Source organism: Paenibacillus sp. USDA918EY, from assembly GCF_009870825.1.
In the GTDB taxonomy this organism is placed as follows: Bacteria; Bacillota; Bacilli; order Paenibacillales; family Paenibacillaceae; genus Paenibacillus_AQ; species Paenibacillus_AQ albilobatus.
Genome location: NZ_WTWY01000004.1, coordinates 90,052 through 105,785, shown reverse-complemented (window position 1 = coordinate 105,785; position 15,734 = coordinate 90,052). Strand labels below are relative to the sequence as shown.

Annotated in this window: 16 protein-coding genes; 4 read left to right on the top strand and 12 right to left on the bottom strand. The window is 54.5% G+C overall.

Annotation, left to right across the window (positions count from 1 at the left end; genetic code table 11):
• Positions 1–11: 11 nt before the first annotated feature.
• The 5 genes from GQY55_RS10420 to GQY55_RS10400 all read right to left on the bottom strand — a co-directional run bounded on the left by GQY55_RS10420 (position 12) and on the right by GQY55_RS10400 (position 4,837).
• Entirely contained in the window at positions 12–746 is a 735-nt protein-coding gene (locus GQY55_RS10420; RefSeq protein WP_160040988.1) for a ThuA domain-containing protein, read from the bottom strand.
• Between the two features lie 15 nt (positions 747–761).
• On the bottom strand, positions 762–1,730 hold the full coding sequence (locus tag GQY55_RS10415) for a sugar phosphate isomerase/epimerase family protein (RefSeq protein WP_160040987.1): 969 nt from the start codon (positions 1,728–1,730) through the stop codon (positions 762–764).
• A 154-nt stretch (positions 1,731–1,884) separates the two neighbouring features.
• Positions 1,885–2,976: a Gfo/Idh/MocA family protein gene (locus GQY55_RS10410; protein WP_160040985.1), complete on the bottom strand. Its 1,092-nt coding sequence runs from the start codon at positions 2,974–2,976 to the stop codon at positions 1,885–1,887.
• Positions 2,969–3,736 carry a sugar phosphate isomerase/epimerase family protein gene (locus GQY55_RS10405; protein ID WP_160040983.1) on the bottom strand — a complete coding sequence of 256 codons (768 nt, stop codon included), beginning with the start codon at positions 3,734–3,736 and terminating at the stop codon, positions 2,969–2,971. Before GQY55_RS10405 ends, GQY55_RS10410 begins: the two co-directional genes overlap by 8 nt.
• Before the next feature lie 39 nt (positions 3,737–3,775).
• Entirely contained in the window at positions 3,776–4,837 is a 1,062-nt protein-coding gene (locus GQY55_RS10400; protein ID WP_160040981.1) for a Gfo/Idh/MocA family protein, read from the bottom strand.
• Between the two features lie 294 nt (positions 4,838–5,131).
• Between GQY55_RS10400 and GQY55_RS10395 the strand changes: the two genes are divergently transcribed.
• Positions 5,132–5,950, top strand: a complete 819-nt coding sequence (locus tag GQY55_RS10395; protein WP_160040979.1) for an AraC family transcriptional regulator — start codon at positions 5,132–5,134, stop codon at positions 5,948–5,950.
• A gap of 85 nt (positions 5,951–6,035) precedes the next feature.
• Here the strand turns inward: GQY55_RS10395 and GQY55_RS10390 are convergent, their stop codons facing one another.
• The 3 genes from GQY55_RS10390 to GQY55_RS10380 form a co-directional block, all read right to left on the bottom strand.
• Positions 6,036–6,635 (bottom strand): short chain dehydrogenase, encoded by a 600-nt coding sequence (locus GQY55_RS10390; protein ID WP_160040977.1) that lies wholly within the window; start codon positions 6,633–6,635, stop codon positions 6,036–6,038.
• Between the two features lie 78 nt (positions 6,636–6,713).
• Positions 6,714–7,025, bottom strand: coding sequence for a hypothetical protein (locus GQY55_RS10385; RefSeq protein ID WP_160040975.1), 312 nt, complete (start codon positions 7,023–7,025; stop codon positions 6,714–6,716).
• 248 nt (positions 7,026–7,273) lie between these two features.
• A complete protein-coding gene (locus tag GQY55_RS10380; RefSeq protein WP_160040973.1) occupies positions 7,274–7,966 on the bottom strand; it encodes a TerC family protein in 693 nt (230 codons plus the stop codon).
• Positions 7,967–8,341: 375 nt separating this feature from the next.
• On the opposite strand from GQY55_RS10380, the gene GQY55_RS10375 reads away from it, so the two are divergent.
• Positions 8,342–8,956: a TVP38/TMEM64 family protein gene (locus GQY55_RS10375; protein ID WP_160040971.1), complete on the top strand. Its 615-nt coding sequence runs from the start codon at positions 8,342–8,344 to the stop codon at positions 8,954–8,956.
• 105 nt (positions 8,957–9,061) lie between these two features.
• The gene (msrA, locus tag GQY55_RS10370) at positions 9,062–10,030 is read left to right on the top strand and encodes a peptide-methionine (S)-S-oxide reductase MsrA (RefSeq protein WP_160040969.1); all 969 of its coding nucleotides are present in this window, start codon (positions 9,062–9,064) and stop codon (positions 10,028–10,030) included.
• A 105-nt stretch (positions 10,031–10,135) separates the two neighbouring features.
• On the opposite strand, the gene GQY55_RS10365 is transcribed toward msrA, so the two are convergent.
• The 4 genes from GQY55_RS10365 to GQY55_RS10350 form a co-directional block, all read right to left on the bottom strand.
• A complete protein-coding gene (locus GQY55_RS10365; RefSeq protein WP_160040967.1) occupies positions 10,136–11,755 on the bottom strand; it encodes an MDR family MFS transporter in 1,620 nt (539 codons plus the stop codon).
• A 113-nt stretch (positions 11,756–11,868) separates the two neighbouring features.
• A complete protein-coding gene (locus GQY55_RS10360) occupies positions 11,869–12,291 on the bottom strand; it encodes a MarR family winged helix-turn-helix transcriptional regulator (protein WP_160040965.1) in 423 nt (140 codons plus the stop codon).
• Positions 12,292–12,412: 121 nt separating this feature from the next.
• Positions 12,413–13,189: a lipid II flippase family protein gene (locus tag GQY55_RS10355; protein ID WP_236575528.1), complete on the bottom strand. Its 777-nt coding sequence runs from the start codon at positions 13,187–13,189 to the stop codon at positions 12,413–12,415.
• Positions 13,190–13,319: 130 nt separating this feature from the next.
• Complete coding sequence (locus GQY55_RS10350; RefSeq protein ID WP_160040963.1) at positions 13,320–14,012, bottom strand: YitT family protein; 693 nt, start codon at positions 14,010–14,012, stop codon at positions 13,320–13,322.
• A gap of 459 nt (positions 14,013–14,471) precedes the next feature.
• Here GQY55_RS10350 and hmpA point away from each other — a divergent pair, with 459 nt between their 5' ends.
• The gene (gene hmpA / locus GQY55_RS10345; RefSeq protein ID WP_268895006.1) at positions 14,472–15,695 is read left to right on the top strand and encodes an NO-inducible flavohemoprotein; all 1,224 of its coding nucleotides are present in this window, start codon (positions 14,472–14,474) and stop codon (positions 15,693–15,695) included.
• The last annotated feature ends 39 nt before the right edge of the window (positions 15,696–15,734 follow it).

Sequence of the window (15,734 nt, the reverse complement as noted above, 5' to 3'; positions counted from 1 at the left end):
CAATAACCAGGTTATACCGCAGATCCTTTTGCGAATTTCCTTACCGGCTGGGGAGCATGCCCAAACTGCAGCTTCTCGCCGGGAGCCGGGCAAGCCCATCTGACGCCGTTGGCGATCACTTTTAAAACCCCGGGATGGAAATAGGTCGGATGCGTCTCATGGCCGGGACGGAAGTAGAAAATTTTCCCGCGTCCGCGGCGGAAGGTGCACCCGCTTCTGAATACTTCCCCGCCTTCGAAATTGCTGATGAACACGATCTCATCCGGCGTCGGGATGTCGAAAAACTCCCCGTACATTTCTTCGTGATCCAGGATGATCTTTTCGCCGATGCCTTCGGCGATCGGATGGGACGGGTTGACGTTCCAGATGATTTCCTGCTCCTCCGCTTCGCGCCATTTCAAATCGCAGGACGTGCCCATCAAAGCTTTGAACGGTTTGGAAAAATGGCCGGAATGGAGCACGATCAATCCCATGCCGTCCAAAACGCGCTGCTTGACCCGCGCCACGACCTCGTCGCTTACCCGGTCATGGGCTACATGCCCCCACCAAATCAAAACGTCCGTTTGGTTCAGCGTTTCTTCGGTCAAGCCGTGTTCCGGCTCATCCAGCGTCGCGGTTCTGATATTAAAATCATCGTGCTGAATGCCTTGGGACAATGCCGTGTGGATGCCGTTCGGATAAACGGCTTTGACGGCTGCGTCCTTGTTCTCGTGTACGAATTCGTTCCATATCGTTACGTTAATCATGCCGATCCCCCTTATTTATACCCACCACATGTCGCCAAGCGACTCTTCGATCAGAACTTGCTGCAGGTTGGCCACCGCTTTCGAGAAGCCTTCCTCGATGGACATCAGGCCGTCCTCATGTTCGATGCTGACCACGTAGTCATAACCGACCAGGCGCAGCGCGCTGATGATGTCGGCCCATGTTTTTACGTCGTGGCCGTAGCCTACGCTGCGGAACTGCCATGCGCGCTCCAGCATGTTCGTGTACGGCTGCATATCCGTTAAACCGTAACGGTTGACGTTAATCGGATCGATCACGGTATCCTTCGCATGGAAATGGTGGATAGCTCCTGCACGGCCCAAAATATGAATCGCTTGAACCGGATCGATGCCCTGCCACCACATATGGCTCGGATCAAGGTTGGCGCCGATCGCCTCTCCGGCCGCTTCGCGCAGGCGGAGCAGCGTTGCCGGCGTGTGCACCGAGAAGCCCCCGTGCAGCTCCAAACCGATTTTCACGTGATGGTCGGCCGCAAATTTCGCTTGCTCCGTCCAATACGGAATTACTTTGTTTTCCCACTGCCATGCCAAAATTTCCTGGTAGTCGTTCGGCCACGGAGCGACCGGCCAGTTCGGGTATTTGGCGTTTTCATGATCGCCCGGACAGCCGGAGAACGTGTTGACGACCTCAACGCCGAGCTTTTCGGCGAGCTTCACGGAATTGACGAAATCCTCGTGGTCCGCCTGCGCCAAATGTTTCTGCGGGTGGAGCGGGTTGCCGTGGCAGCTGAGCGCGCTGATCGTCAGGCCGCGGGATTCCACCGCATGCTTGAATTCTTTCAGCTTCGCTTCGTTTTCAAGCAGCTCCGCCGGATTGCAATGCGCTTTGCCGGGGTTCCCTCCCGTTCCGATCTCAACCGCTTTCAGTCCTTTGGAAGCGACGTAATCGAGCGCATCCTCCAGCTTGCGTCCTCCGAACAATACCATAAATACGCCTAGTTTCAAGGTAAACTCCTCCTTGTGCTTTTTGGTTTTATTTTTAGCGAGGCTTGAAGCCTCTGTTTGAAAAGCTTTTCATCTCGCAGTAGAAGATGACCGAACCCCGCACAGAACATCTGTATGGGGACCGGGACACCAACATGCATGTATTAGGGATGGATTATTCAAAATAAACGGCTTTACCCGTTTTGGCGGATTCGTAGATCGCCTCCAAAATTTGCGTTACGACAAACGCCTGCTCCGGTTTCACGATCGGCTCCTTGTCTTCCAGGATCGCTTCGATCCACAGTCTTTGCTCCAGATCGGATTCGCTTTCCGCGGTTCCGGAGTAAAACGCGACGCCGCCCGCCTGCAAATCGATGTTCGTATCGTACAAACGGCCGAGCTTTTCCCCGTTGATGCGGAGTCCGTCCTTCATGTCGGCCCCGCCTTCGGTGCCTGCAAGAATCGTTTTCGCTTCGCCGGTTTCCACGACGTTCAGCGCCCAGCTGGATTCCAACATGATCGTTGCCCCGTTTTCCATCGTAATGAAACCGAAAGCGGAGTCTTCCACCTTGAATTGTTCCGGATCCCATGGCCCCCAGGCGTTAGCCGCGTCTTTGCGTTGCCCGAGCTTGTGGAACGAGGAGCCGAGCACGCTTTTCGGCTTGTAGTTGTCCATCATCCACAACGTCAAGTCAAGCGCATGCGTGCCGATATCGATGAGCGGTCCGCCGCCTTGTTTTTCCTCGTCCAAAAAGACGCCCCAAGTCGGAACCGCGCGGCGGCGGATCGCCAGAGCCTTGCCGAGATAGATGTCGCCAAGCTCGCCTGCTTCGCACAGCTGCTTCAAATACAAGCTGTCCGGACGGTAGCGGTTTTGGTAGCCGATCGTCAGCTTTTTGCCCGTACGGCGCGCGGCGTCCAGCATTTCTTGAGCCTGCGCGACGGTTTTGGCCATCGGCTTTTCGCACATGACGTGTTTGCCGGACTCAAGGGCGGCTACCGTAATTTCCGAATGGGAATCGTTAGGCGTACATACGTGAACGACGTCGATGCTTTGGTCTTTCAGCAGCTCGCGGTAATCCGTATACACCTTCGCGTCTTTGGCGCCGTATTCCTCCGCGGCTTTTTCGGCGCGTTCCTTCACGATATCGCAAAATGCCACCATTTGGGCTTGCTGCTGCTTGGCAAGGCTCGGCATATGCTTCCCGTTGGCGATTCCTCCGCAGCCGATGATAGCGATGTTCAAGGTTCGGGTCGATTTAGACATGTACTGGTCCTCCGTTTTTCGCATAATTTTTAATCCATTCCATACTTTGGGCGATGGCTTCCAGCGGCGGGTTCTGGCAGAAATCCTGCTCTACCACGATCCACTCCACCCCCGCTTTGTCGGCGGCTTCGGCTACGGCCTTCAAATCCACTTCTCCTTGGCCCAGCTCCACCGTCAGCGGGGAGCCGTCCTCTTGTCTGCGGACGTCCTTCCAATGCACGACCGGCAAACGGCCCGCGTAGGATTCGATGTATCGGGCGGGATCGTAACCCGCAAAGTGAGCCCAGCAGCTGTCCAGCTCGATCTGGAGCAAGGATGCGGGAACCGCTTCATACATGGCGTCGAACGCCGTTTTGTCCCCGATCTTTTCCGTAAACTCGAAATCATGGTTATGGTACAGCAGCGTGACCCCTTGTTCGGCGCAGCGCTTTCCGATGCGCTCCAGGTTCGCGAACACCTCGTCCCATTTGCGGTCTTCGGCTCCCAGATACGGGACGATCAGGCGGGTGTTGCCGATCTCTTTGTTGTAGGCAATCTCCTCGTCGAGGGCGCTCAGCATGCGGTCGTAGCCGGTGTGCGTCCCGAGGGCGACCAGGCCGTATTGATCCAGCAACGCTTTCACCTCGGCGGCAGGGCGTCCGAAAAAGGCATGGAACTCGACGCCTTGATAGCCGAGCTCTGCTACTTTCTTCAACGTACCCTCGAAATCCTGCTCCATTTGCTCGCGAACCGTATAAAGTTGCAAGCCCAGCTTTAACATATAAACCCACTCCCGTTGTTTGGATTGGCAAACGGTGCTTCAAGATAAAGTGCTTTCCAATACCACATGCTCGCCCTTTAAGGAAGAGGCTTGGAACGCATGCATCGCTTCAAGCACGTGGTAAGCGAGCTCCCCGCCCGCGCGGTGATTCCGGCCTTCCCGGATCGACTTCACCATATCGTTCACCCCGAGCCCGCGTTCGTTTCTGCCGCATTCGAACACCGGAGCCAACGTTTCGGCTTCGCTTGATCCGCTTCGGCGGAGCTTGACGTCCCCGTCGAAAAAATTCGGATCGGGCAGGATCAGCGTCCCTTCCGTGCCGTATATTTCGAGCCAAGGCAAATCGGCCCCGCCTTTAATGTCAAAGCTTGTGATGACGGTGGCGATGGCGCCCTGCTTGAAATCGATCGTCCCGGCCAGATGCGTCGGCGTAAGCACCGGTATTTGCGTGCCGGCTTTCGGTCCCGAACCGATCGTTCTCGTCTGGACCGGAGCCCCGGCCGAAGAACTGATCCGGTGCATCGGGCCGAGCAGCTCCGCAAGCGCCGTCAAATAATACGGTCCCATATCGAACATCGGCCCGCCGCCCGGGGCGTAAAAAAACTCCGGATCCGGATGCCAGCCCTCCGGCCCGCCGCTCATCATAAAGGCAACGGCCGCCACCGGCTTGCCGATCATGCCGCTTTCGATGGCGGCTTTGGCGGTTTGGACGCCCGATCCGAGGAACGTGTCCGGCGCGCTGCCGACGCGAAGGCCCTTGCTTTCCGCGACTTCAAGTATGCGCTTACCATCCGCAAGCGAGACCGCCAGCGGCTTCTCGGCATACACATGTTTGCCCGCTTCAAGCGCGGCGATGTCGATGTCGGCGTGGCTGCCCGGAATCGTCAAATTGATGACGAGTTCGATGGACGGGTCCGCCAGCAGGTCTGCCACCGTGTATACGTTTGCAATCCCGTATTCGGCCGCCCGCGATTCGGCGCGTTCGAGCACCACGTCCGCGCAGGCCACCACTTCGACCACCGCGCTTTTTTTCAAGTTTTCCAAATAGATGGCGCTAATGTTGCCGCAGCCGATGATGCCTGCCTTCATTTTGGTCTCCATGTCCCACTCTCCTTCATGATGTTGAAGGTTGAACCAACAATCTAGTACCCATGGTATTCCGAATTCATTTATATTAAAATGAATAATATGATTAAAACATGAACAATCTGGTCATTATTTTTTTCGTTCGAATAAATAATCCCGCTAAGCGGGGTCATTGGCTTCGAAGCGGATTCCGGTACTTTAACGGGACCTTGCAATCATTTGTTTTTATAGATCAGGACTTTGCAACATCCTCAGATAAAAAAACCGCCGGATGCTTTCGAATCCGCGGCCGGCACAGGAGTCGTTTTCATGTCAACGGATCAAACGGTTCACATCTATACGGCGGGGTTTTCGTTCCACCATAAACCCTTTTACATGAGCGAAATGAACGGAGTCAAAAATTACTTGATGCGGCTGCAGACGGACGGAAGATGCCGGGCCCGCGTCGGCGGGGAAATGGTGCCCGTCGAGGCGGGAGACCTGCTCCTTTTTTCGCCGGACGAGCCTTATGAGCTGAAAATCGACGAAGAGCTGAACGCCCAAAACGAGCTGGCGGTCGAAAGCGGCGATTACCATATTTTTTTCGGGGGCAGCTGGATCGAAGAATGGTGGGCCCGCCAAAAGCGGCCGACGAAAATCAGGGTCCCGCTTAACGAGACGATCATCGGCCTGTTTAGGCAGATCGTGCTGGAGCAGCGCAAAATCTCGAACCCTTACCCCGAAATTTCGGGGTATTATATGCGGATCTTGTGCCTGGAAACGGACCGCCTTCTCCGCGAGCATCCGTCCACGACGCCGAAAACGTATTTGGCTCACCGGATCAAGCATTACATCGAGGAAAACGCGTCGGCGTCGTTTAAGCTGGAGGACGTGGCCGCCCATGTCGGGATCAGCGTTTCGCGCGCGGTTCATCTGTTTAAGGAAGCGTTCGGCAAAAGCATCATGCAGTACACGCTTGACGTCAGGCTCGACATGGCGCGCGAAAGGATCATTTTCAGCCCGATGTCGCTGGAAAACATCGCCGAAACCTCCGGGTTCGCGAATTACACGTATTTTCACCGCGTATTCCGCTCCCGTTTCGGGAAATCGCCGAAGGAGTTCCGGATGGACAGCCGCGAGCAGATTTAAAGATCGTTTTAGAAAAAGAGGCCGCATCCACCTGGGATTCGGCCTCTTTGTCGTTCGGACTGCAAGCGCGATTAGCCGCTTTCGGTTAATACACTTTATAGGTCTGCCCGGTTTGCGCGCCCTCCACGCTTTTGCGGTACGCTTTCGCCGCCCTCGCCGCCGGCACCGGTTCAAAACCGGGAAAAAACGGGGCGTAGCTGTCCATCGATTCCTCCAGCACGTTCGGGCTTACGTCGTTGATCCGGATCCCGCGCGGAAGTTCGATGGCGGCGGCCTGCACGAACGCACGGACCGCGCCGCCGGCCATTGCCGATGAAATTCCGCCCAGGATCGGATCGTCCATAATGATGCCCGTGGTCAGCGTAAAGCTGCCCCGGTCGTTGACATAATCCTTCCCGATCAGCACCAGGTTGATCTGCCCTTTCAGCTTGCTTTGCACGGCGATTTCGTTATGTTCCGGCGTCAGCTCCTCCAGCCTGCCGAAATAAGCGTCGCCTGCGGCGCAGACGACGGCGTCGACGCTGCCGACTTTTTCGTACATGGCCTTGATGCTTTCAGGGGACATGATATCGACGGTAACGTCCCCCTTGCTGCGGCCGGCCGAAACGATGTCATGCCTTGGGGACAATTCGTCGCAGATGGCCTTTCCGAGCGTGCCGTGCGCACCCACCACAATGATTTTCATATTTATATTGCCTCCTTTATCGTTGCTGTCGCAAATCGCCGCCAGCACCGTCCATGGATCGCGGTCGCCGGCGTGCATTTATTTGCGTTTATCCCTGCCCGCAATCGCCTCGGACACGGCAAAAGCCAAATCCTCGTTGCCAAACAGCGACAAAACGCCAAGGACCGTCTCGTCCGGGATGGGCCCCGCCTCCTCCTTCGGCACCGTCAGCTCCAACACCCGCTTCAGCCTTTCGTTCCCCTGCTGCTGCGGATACGCCTGCATGTACAGCTCCTCCGGATCAAGGCCCTCATTGACGCACCACTGGGCAAACACAAGGATCATCATGTCCTCGTCCTGCCGGTAGCTTTCCACGATGTTTTCTTCGACCTGTTTGCGGTATTCATCCATTTTTGCATTTCTCCCCTTTATCTTACTTACGTATCCATGCGGCATTCGCCGAAGTTCCGCTTTCCTGCCCCATGACGTCAAAGCGGCGGGTCCCCTGCATACGTGCCTTTTCGGACGCCTGCCATGGAAACCCGCCGCTTGCGGATTTTTTTACTCATGCGTAACGTCCTTACTTGCATGTTCAGCCTAAAACAAGGATCGATACACATTATACCTTTTCAAGGGACGAAACTGAATATGATTGCCGCTTAGCCCATGCCAACCGCCCGGCTTTTGGCGGCCTTTTCTTTTTTCTTCTTCGTTCGGAGCCCCAGCGCCACGACGGCGGCGATCACGATCAGCTCAAAACCGTACTTCAGCACCGCATTCGCAAACAGCCCGTGGATCAACGGCTCTTCGACCAGCATCTTCGAGGCGGTCCAGGCAAGAATGGCCGCCCCGACCGTGATGATTACCGGGAAACGTTCCGTCAGCTTGACGATAAGCGTGCTTCCCCACACCATGATCGGCACCGAAACGGCAAGGCCGATGATGACGAGCAAAAAGTCTCCGTGGGCCGCGCCGGCTACCGCCAGCACGTTGTCCAGCCCCATCATCGCGTCGGCGATAATAATCGTGCGGATGGCCGCCCACACCTGGTTGCCTGCCGAGATGTCGTGCTTTTTCTCATCGATCAGAAGCTTATAGGCGATCCAGATGAGCGCAAGCCCCCCGACCAGGCGCAGCCCGGGGATCAAAAGCAGCTGCACGACAAGCAGCGTGGCGATCACCCGGATGACGATCGCGCCGATCGTCCCCCACAAAATAACTTTCTTCTGGTCTTCTTTTCTTACGTTTCGCGCGGCAAGACCGATGACGATGGCATTGTCTCCGGCCAGCACCAGGTCAATGATGACGATGGACAGCAGCGCCGTCCAAAAAGCCATGGTTAACAATTCCATTTTTTCTTCCACCCTTCTTTTTGAGGGAAAACGTCCCCCCAGGAATAAAATGATTGCTATGACTAGTCCGCCGCATGAAAAAAGCGCCCTTACCTTCATCAGGCAAACGGCGCTTTTTTTTTCCACCAAAAAAGACCTCTACCTAATGAAAATCAGGCAAAGGTCTCGCAAAACAACGTTATGTTGCCAATAAAGCCGGGGATCCCGATCCCGTAATGACGACTTTATTGCATGAGCTACTCCCCTTTGGGAACTATTCACTTGTTGTTATCATTATATCAGGCCGATTTAAACATTTCCATAGTTTGTTTTATTTTATCTGCCGGTATTTGGTATGATGGGTAGGATGAAAGAATCCCGCAAGCGAGGAAACCGATGAAAAAATGGCTTCTGGCCGCTCTGTACGCGGCAGTTCTTATCACCGCCTGGATATACCGAAACGACGTCGTGGATTACATGCGGGAGCACGGCTCCTTCCCTATCCTTGTCTGCCTTGCCGCCTTGGTCGCCATGTTCCCGATCATTCCCTACAAGCTGGTCATCGCCGCCCTCGGCTTTTCTTTCGGCACATTTTGGGCGGCCGCCGTCAGCTGGCTGGGGACGATGATCGCGGCGAGCGTCATCTATGCGCTTGCGAGGACCGTGCTTCGCGAGCAGGGGCGGGCTTATTTGAACCGGTTCCGCATGATGCAGTCGTTTACCGCCTGGGTGGAATCCCATCCTTTTATGAGCGTCGCTGCCGGCAGGCTCATCCCGATCATACCGCAGATGGCGGTGAACGTGTTCGCTGGCGTCGCCTCCGTTCCGTTTTGGACGTTTACGGCGGCATCCGGCATCGGCAAGCTGCCGGGAATTTTGGTCTATGCGTTTCTTGGCGGCCAAGGATCCAAGCACCCGCTGGCTGCAGTCCTCGTTTTTGCCGGTTACGTGCTGCTGCTCGGCATCATGCTGCTTTTTTACCGGAAACGGAAGAAACTCCCGCCAGCTTAGCTTGGTTTCTTGGTTTTCGGCCGGCACATCGATTATAATGATTCTATTAAGGCAAGGCATTCATGAAAAACCAGAACAGAAGAACAATTGGAACGGAGTGATATCATGAGCGATTTACAAGCGGTTCATCAGGAAAAAGCGACCTTTGCAGGCGGATGCTTTTGGTGCATGGTAGCCCCGTTTGAAGATCTGCCCGGCATCGTTGAGGTCGTATCGGGCTATACGGGCGGTCATAAAGAGAACCCTACCTACGAAGAGGTGTGCTCCGATACGACGGGACATGTCGAGGCGGTGCAAATTACGTACAACCCGGATATTTTCCCTTACGAAAAATTGCTGGAGCTGTATTGGCAGCAGATTGACCCTACCGATGCGGGCGGCCAGTTCCATGACCGCGGCCAATCCTACCAAACGGCTATTTTTTACCATACGGAAGAACAGCGCCGGCTCGCCGAAGAGTCCAAAGCCGCTTTGGAGGCCAGCGGACGGTTCGATAAGCCGATCGTAACGCCGATTTTGCCCGCCAAGCCTTTTTATCCGGCCGAGGAATACCACCAGAATTATCACAAAAAAAATCCGGGGCATTACAAGCGTTACCGCAAAGGCTCCGGACGGGAAGATTTTCTGGAAAAGACATGGGCGCCGAAAAAGGACGAAGCCGACTTGCAGCAGCGCCTGACGCCGCTCCAATATCAGGTGACGCAAAAGAATGCGACCGAACCGCCGTTCCAAAACGAGTTTTGGGACCATCACGGCGAAGGCATTTACGTCGACATCGTGTCCGGGGAGCCGCTCTTCAGTTCGCGCGACAAATACGACTCCGGCTGCGGCTGGCCAAGCTTCACGCGCCCGATCCGGGATTACAGCATTAAAGAGAAGCTGGATCTGAGCCATATGATGGTCCGCACCGAAGTCCGCAGCAAAAGCTCCGATTCGCATTTGGGCCACGTGTTCGACGACGGCCCGGGACCGGAAGGCTTGCGTTACTGCATCAACTCCGCAGCGCTGCGGTTTGTTCCGAAAGAGGAACTGGATGCGCAGGGTTACGGGGAATACAAAGTATTGTTTGAATAAATCGGCGAAAACGCGCTTACTGCCGAAACGCCGCAGATGGCGGGCAGCAAAACAACCCGGGGACGATCCCCGGGTTGTTTCTTTATCGGATTGCACTGTCTCTAGTTATACCGAAGTAGCCGTTGTCGTTTTCTCGTTCTGCGCCTGCTTCTGCGCCTCAGGCATCTTGTTGGATGTGCGCAGCGGGATTTCGCGCAGGAAAAACAGCAGAATGAGCGCCACGGCCACAAAAGCCGCGCCTGACAGAAAGACCGTCGTCAACGAAGCGCTGAGCGCATGTTTCAGCATGTCGATCATTTGCGTCAGCAGCGGCTGCACTTCCTTCGGCAGCGTTTCCTGCAGCTGATGGAGCTTCGGCTGGTCGAGCAGCATCTCCGGATTTTGGAAGGCGGCCAGCTTTTGGGCAACCTCCGGCTTGATCTGCTGCATGTTCACCCCATGGCCGGCAGCCATTTCGTCTTTCACGTGGGCGGTTAAGCTTGTCGTCATGATCGTGCCCATCACCGCGATGCCGATCGTGCCGCCCAAATTCCGGAACAGCTGCGAGGATGCGGTTGCGACCCCAAGCTGGTCGGGTCTGACGGCGTTTTGCACCGTCAAGGAAAAGACGGGCATGCCGATGCCAAGGCCGAGTCCAAATACGATCATGGCGACGACGGCGAGCCAAACGCTGTTCATGACGGCCATGATCAGCATGCCGACGATCATGATCGGAATTCCCGTCAGCGCAAACCGTTTGTATTTGCCCGTTTTCGTGATCATGCGGCCGATGACCGTGCTGACGATGACCATCGAAATCGACATCGGCATCGTTACATAACCCGAATACGTCGGCGAGATGCCTTCAACGCCCTGCACGAAAAACGGCAGGTAAATAAGCGCGCCCATCATGCCTGCGTTCATAATAAAGCCGATCACGTTCGAAATGGTCACGATATCGTTGCGGAACAGCGACAAAGGCAAAACAGGGCTTTTGACGACGCGTTCAACAAGTACGAAGATGACCAGGAACACGGCCGCGGCGCCGAACAAGCTCAAAATTTGCCACGACCCCCAATCGTATTTCGTGCCGGCCCAGGAAAAGCCGAGCAGCAGGGGGACGATGGTCAGCGTCAAAAACAGCGAGCCGAAATAATCGATTTTTTCCGATTTTTTGCGGGGAACCTTCGGAAACAGCATCACGATCATTACAAACGCCACAAGTCCAAGCGGCAGGAAAATCCAAAACAGCCATTTCCAAGCGAGATGATCGACGAGCCAGCCGCCAAGCGTCGGCCCGAGCACGCTGGAGAAGCCGAACACGGCCATCATGATGCCGGTCCATTTGCCCCTCTCCCGCGGCGAAAACAAATCCCCGACGGCGGTAAAAGCGGAGGCCATAATGATGCCCGCGCCGATCCCCTGAATCCCGCGGAACGTAATGAGCTGAAAAATGTCTTTCGAGAAACCGCTCAAAAACGCCCCGATGACAAAAAAGACGATCCCCGCCAATATGAACGGCTTGCGGCCGTAGATGTCCGACAGCTTGCCGACAAGAACCGTCGCAATCGTCGAAGTCAGCATATAGATCGTAATCACCCAGGTGTAATAGTCCATGCCGCCGAGAATGGCGATGATGCGCGGCATCGCCGTGCTGACGATCGTCTGGTTGATCGCCGAGAAAAACATGGCCGCGATAATCGCAATCATGATCGTGACTTTCCTCTTCTGCGATAAATCTTCCAAGTGTGCTCCACTCCTCGTTATTTATCCCTGAATTTCGATTTCACATGAAGTCATACCCGGGTGCTCTTGGATCTTTTGGCCGCTTCACCGGAAACAGCCGGACATGGCGTGCTTCATGCACCGAAGCCGCCGGTCAACTTTTCAACCAGTTCCGTCACCAGACGCCGTTCGTCCGGCGTTAGGCGCGCTAAATGCTCCTCGACGATCTCATCCCGTTTGCGGACGGCCCGGGCCAGCACTTCCTCCCCAAGCGGCGTGACTTCCACCAATATCGCCCTGCGGTCCGCAGGATCGTTGGCGCGAACGACGTAACCCGCTTTTTCCAACCGGTCCACCATCACGGTGACTGCGCTTGGCTTGACTTCCAGCATTTCCGCAACCTGCGTCAGCTTGCATTGCCGCTCCCGATGGATGTAATGCAGCATATACATTTGCGGTCCGGTCAAGGCGGAAGCCATTTCCTTGCATACTTCGCTTTCCAACCCCCGCCAGAAAGTCCGCACGGCAGCGTAAAACCGGTTGGCAAGCGCGTCCATGCGCATCCCCCTTTCTTTGTCCAATATGGTAAGGTTTGCTATTATTTCAATGGTTTAAATATTAGAAGTTTTAAGTTCCTATGTCAACCCTGTTATATGTAAAATTTTATTTATTTTCCTTTTATCCGATCAACCAGCCGATCCAATACGCGCAAGGCACGAGCAGCAATTGCGCCAGCAGCGTCCCGAGCAGCCGCGACACCATCAAGAGCCCGAATACCCGGTTGACTTTTTCAAGCCCGGTCTCCCCGCGCAACGCCTGATCGGACAGGAGCGCGATTCTCGGATCGATCAGCAGCGTCAGCAATATCGTCGCGACGCCGTTGATCAATCCGGACGAGGTCGACGCTGTCAGCCGGAAAGCGGGCCAAAGATAGGCGGCATATAACGCGGAAAGGACTCCTACGGTATAAATAGCGGTGATCGCTATATTCAGCGCCATCAATCTTCGCGGTAAGGGCCCTTCGAATAGGGAGCGCATCATCCGAAAGGTCGGCCGCTTGAAGTAAGTCAGCCCGTTTTTCCATTTCGCCCAAGACAGCAGATTCTTTGCCATTTTCGGAATGGATCCGGCTGCTTCCAAATGCACGACCATCCGCGAGCACAACCTCGCCGCGCTCGGAAACATCAGCATCGCGAGCAGCGTGCCGACGGTGGCGGCCGCAATGATGCCGTGAAGCCTTGGTTCGAGCCGGAAAGCGGCGGAATCGAGCGCATGATCCACCATGCTGCCGACCATCGGGCTTTGGGCGATATTCGAGGTGCGTGACACCAAGACCAGCAGCCCCGACAACGATAAAGCGAGCGTAATTCGGCGGCTCCGAAGCCCGCCCAAACGCAAAGCGTAAGATAAGCTGTCCACGGTATGGATGACAACGGTAAACATTAATATCATCATGAACTGAACCACCTTCATTTTCCCCCTCCCGATTATATTTTTACATTATAAACCAATGTCTTCAAATTTCTACCGTTTGATCCCCACAAAAAACCGCCCGATCCTTAATTCAGGACCGGACGGTTATCCGTTAATGAGCACTCCGCACCGCATGAACGGGCTTGGTGGCGTTTTTGGGTGAAATTGCCGGTTCGGGAACGGCGGTATCGACCGTTTTGCCCTTACGGAATGAGACCGTGAACGTGATCGTTTGCCCGGCGATGCCAACCGCCAAAATCGTAAACAGCGTTTCCTTCAGCGGCATATAAAACAGGGACAGCAGCAATACGGCGGCATCCAAAAGAATAAATACGGTACCTACCTTAAGTCCGCTCCAGCGGCTAATGAGCAGCGATAAAATATCATCTCCGCCGGTAGCTCCCCCAAATCGGAGAACCAGTCCTGTGGCAATCCCCGTGACCAGACCGGACAACAGAGCGGCCAGCAGCAGATTGTCGTGCAGGTCGATGACCAACACCGAATAACGTTCAATAAGTTCGTAAAAAATAGAAAACGATAACGTCGCAAGCAGCGTGTGCATAACGAACTTGCGGCCTTTCAAAAACATGGCGATCAAAATGACCGGGATGTCCAGCAGCAGCGTACTCAGCGCCGGATTGATCCCAAGCACGTACTTGCCCAGCAAGGACAAGCCTACGAACCCGCCCTCCGATAAATGATTTTGAAAATTGATGTGATAATACGCAAAAGCCAGCAAAAAAGTTCCGAAAAGCATCATTGCAATGGATGAAAACTTAGAAATCAAATGGTCTTTCTTTCTCATACAGGTTCCCTCTTATCGTCGTAGGTTAGTCAGGAGTCTGGCAAACCTCTGCGATAAGTACGGGACCTGCGGGACTTGGTCCTTCGCATGTGAAGTTCCTTCTTTCGCAGAGTTTGTCATTCGTCCTTGGTTGTCCAGGTGACTTTTCTCTACGAAAGGGAGCTACGTGTAAGAGAGATCATAACGTTTCCAAATCGTCCTTTGGGGATGGTTCCTTCGGGGACACATGGTATCCTGATCCTTTCTTTATGTTGTTGTGTTACATTTTTATTATAACACATTCCGGGCCGAAGCTAAACAGCAGGTTACCGAAAAAGGGCGATCCCTCCATATTTTGCACGTTGATTTTTTGTCTTTCTCCTGCCTTTCGTTGTTCACACATTGTCAATCTTTAATGTGACGAGAATCACAATTTGCCCTTAACGCCTTTTCTATACTTAAGAAGGAAGTACGAAACATATTTCAAGAAAAGAGGAATTCGTTATGTTGACGCAAGAAACCATCGACATCATTAAATCGACCGTTCCTGTATTGGAAGTACACGGAAAAGAAATCACGACCGTTTTTTACCAATTGCTGTTCGAAAACCATCCCGAACTGCTCAACATATTTAACCACGCGAACCAAAGAGAAGGAAAGCAGCAGACGGCGCTGGCCAATGCCGTGTATGCGGCCGCTGCGCATATCGACCATCTGGAGAACATCCTGCCTGCCGTGAAGCAGATCGCGCAAAAACACCGGGCTTTGAACGTCAAACCCGAGCATTACCCGATCGTCGGCGAAAATCTGCTTGAAGCCATCAAAACGGTGCTGGGCGACGCGGCCACCCCTGAAATCATAAACGCATGGGCCGAAGCATACGGCGTCATCGCCGACGCATTCATCGGCGTCGAAGCCGAAATGTACCGCGAGGCTGAAAACGCCCCGGGCGGCTGGGCCGGCTTCCGTCCGTTTGTCGTCGCACGCAAGGTGAAGGAAAGCGACGTCATTACGTCTTTCTATCTGAAACCGCGGGACGGCGGCGCCATTTCAAGCTATCTTCCGGGGCAGTACATTACGGTGCGCGTTAAGCCGGAAAATCAGCCTTACGCCCAAATCCGCCACTACAGCTTGTCCGCCGCTCCCGGAGGCGATTCGTACCGGATCTCGGTGAAACGCGAAAGCGGAGCGCCAGGCCAACCTGACGGCGTCGTATCCACCTACCTGCACGATCGTATCTATGAAGGAGACGTGATCGAAATCAGTGCGCCGGCAGGCAGCTTTACGCTGGATACGTCCAAATCGATTCCGCTCGTTTTGATCAGCGGCGGCGTCGGCTTGACTCCGATGGTCAGCATGCTGGAGACGGTTCTGAAAGAGCAGCCGGAACGCAAGGTAACGTTCATCCATGCAGCCATCAACGAAAGCTTCCATGCGATGAGAGAGCATGTCGAACAGTTGGATGCTTCCCACGACAACTTGAAATCCTACATTTGTTACGAGAAACCGCTCGGGCAAGTCGCCTGCCATAAAACCGGGTACATCGATCTGCCTTGGCTTCAGGAAATTACGTCCCAAGATTCTGACTTCTATTTCTGCGGTCCGGTTCCGTTCATGAGCGCAGTCAACAAGGCGCTGAAAGAATGGGGCGTGCCGGAAGAACGGATTCACTACGAATTTTTCGGCCCTGCCGGCACATTGTAAAAACCAGGATTTTTGCAAAATCCTCAATCAAAAGGGATA

Excerpts from the sequence above, each read along its gene's own strand:
- GQY55_RS10420 (WP_160040988.1), bottom strand. The coding sequence starts at position 746 with ATGATTAACGTAACGATATGGAACGAATTCGTACACGAGAACAAGGAC.
- GQY55_RS10410 (WP_160040985.1), bottom strand. The coding sequence starts at position 2,976 with ATGTCTAAATCGACCCGAACCTTGAACATCGCTATCATCGGCTGCGGA.
- GQY55_RS10405 (WP_160040983.1), bottom strand. The coding sequence starts at position 3,736 with ATGTTAAAGCTGGGCTTGCAACTTTATACGGTTCGCGAGCAAATGGAG.
- GQY55_RS10400 (WP_160040981.1), bottom strand. The coding sequence starts at position 4,837 with ATGGAGACCAAAATGAAGGCAGGCATCATCGGCTGCGGCAACATTAGC.
- GQY55_RS10395 (WP_160040979.1), top strand. The coding sequence starts at position 5,132 with ATGTCAACGGATCAAACGGTTCACATCTATACGGCGGGGTTTTCGTTC.
- GQY55_RS10390 (WP_160040977.1), bottom strand. The coding sequence starts at position 6,635 with ATGAAAATCATTGTGGTGGGTGCGCACGGCACGCTCGGAAAGGCCATC.
- GQY55_RS10385 (WP_160040975.1), bottom strand. The coding sequence starts at position 7,025 with ATGGATGAATACCGCAAACAGGTCGAAGAAAACATCGTGGAAAGCTAC.
- GQY55_RS10380 (WP_160040973.1), bottom strand. The coding sequence starts at position 7,966 with ATGGAATTGTTAACCATGGCTTTTTGGACGGCGCTGCTGTCCATCGTC.
- GQY55_RS10375 (WP_160040971.1), top strand. The coding sequence starts at position 8,342 with ATGAAAAAATGGCTTCTGGCCGCTCTGTACGCGGCAGTTCTTATCACC.
- msrA (WP_160040969.1), top strand. The coding sequence starts at position 9,062 with ATGAGCGATTTACAAGCGGTTCATCAGGAAAAAGCGACCTTTGCAGGC.
- GQY55_RS10360 (WP_160040965.1), bottom strand. The coding sequence starts at position 12,291 with ATGGACGCGCTTGCCAACCGGTTTTACGCTGCCGTGCGGACTTTCTGG.
- GQY55_RS10355 (WP_236575528.1), bottom strand. The coding sequence starts at position 13,189 with ATGATGATATTAATGTTTACCGTTGTCATCCATACCGTGGACAGCTTA.
- GQY55_RS10350 (WP_160040963.1), bottom strand. The coding sequence starts at position 14,012 with ATGAGAAAGAAAGACCATTTGATTTCTAAGTTTTCATCCATTGCAATG.